Genomic DNA, 929 nt, shown 5'->3' on the forward strand with positions numbered 1-929 from the left:
TGTCGCATCCACCATCGCCGGGGGCCACCATGCATCAGCAAACCTCTTTTGCCGAACTGGAGTACCGCAACAAGAAGCGCCAGACCCGACGCGAACTGTTCCTGGCGGAAATGGAAACCGTCGTACCGTGGGCGGACTTGCTCGCCTGCATCGAACCCCATTACCCCAAGACCGGGCAGCGTGGACGCCAGCCCATGCCGCTGTCCAGCATGTTCCGCATCTACTGCCTGCAGCAGTGGTTCAACTTCTCTGACCGGCAGATGGAAGATGCGCTGTACGAAATCGACAGCGTGCGCCGTTTTGCCGGCTTTGCCAGCGTCACCGACGCCCTGCCGGATGAAACCACCATCCTCAACTTCCGCCACCTGCTGGAGAAACATGATCTGCCAGCGACACTGCTGGCCCGCATCAACACCCATCTGCAAGCCAAGGGCATTGCCGTCTCGCGTGGCAGCATGGTGGACGCCACCATCATCCACGCCCCCAGCTCCACCAAGAACGCCACGCAAAGCCGCGACCCGGAGATGCACCAGACCATGAAGAACCGGCAGTGGTACTTCGGCATGAAAGTGCATGTGGGCGCGGATGTGAACTCCGGCGTGGTGCACAGCGTGACGGTGACGGCAGCCAACCGGCCCGATATTGCCGAGTTACCCAAGCTGTTGCGGGAAGGGGATGAAGTGGTATTCGGCGACTCTGGCTATGCCAGCCAGGACTGCAAACGCGGCGCCCGTGCAATGGGGCTGCGCTGGTGCGTGCAAGACAAGAGCACGGTGCCGCACAAGCTGTCTTCCAGCCAGCGCAAGAAGAACCGCAAGCAATCCAGCATTCGAGCGCGAGTGGAACATGTGTTCCGAGTGATCAAGCGGCAGTTTGCTTATACCAAGGTGCGTTACCGCGGCCTGGCGAAGAATGCGGCGCAGGTGAAC

At 60.9% G+C, this 929-nt stretch carries 1 protein-coding gene; it reads left to right on the forward strand.

Translation table 11 applies throughout. The features are described from left to right. Positions 1-29: 29 nt before the first annotated feature. Positions 30-929 (forward strand): IS5 family transposase (locus VL52_RS22945; RefSeq protein ID WP_046159217.1); only part of this gene is annotated, 900 nt, incomplete at its 3' end.

It is taken from the genome of Chromobacterium vaccinii, from assembly GCF_000971335.1.
GTDB classification, from domain to species: Bacteria; Pseudomonadota; Gammaproteobacteria; order Burkholderiales; family Chromobacteriaceae; genus Chromobacterium; species Chromobacterium vaccinii.